General features: G+C 53.7%; 1 rRNA gene. It reads left to right on the plus strand.

The window, feature by feature from the left end:
• Positions 1–149: 149 nt before the first annotated feature.
• Positions 150–205, plus strand: a 5S ribosomal RNA gene (rrf, locus tag JYA52_RS00005); the annotation flags it as partial.

The following is a 205-nucleotide window of genomic DNA, read 5'->3' on the forward strand; positions in this document are numbered from 1 at the left end:
ACCCGTCACACGGTAAGTTGCCCAGGGAACAAAAACCACAACAAAATAACAACACCACAGCTGTAACAACAGCACAGTTGAAACAACAGCACAGTTGTAACACCAGATTTCCCACACACACCCCGCGGGTGTGTGCCGGGTAGAAGGGTTACGGCGGTCATAGCGTGGGGGAAACGCCCGGTCCCATTCCGAACCCGGAAGCTAA

The organism is Arthrobacter pascens, assembly GCF_017052465.1.
Classification (GTDB): Bacteria; Actinomycetota; Actinomycetes; order Actinomycetales; family Micrococcaceae; genus Arthrobacter; species Arthrobacter pascens.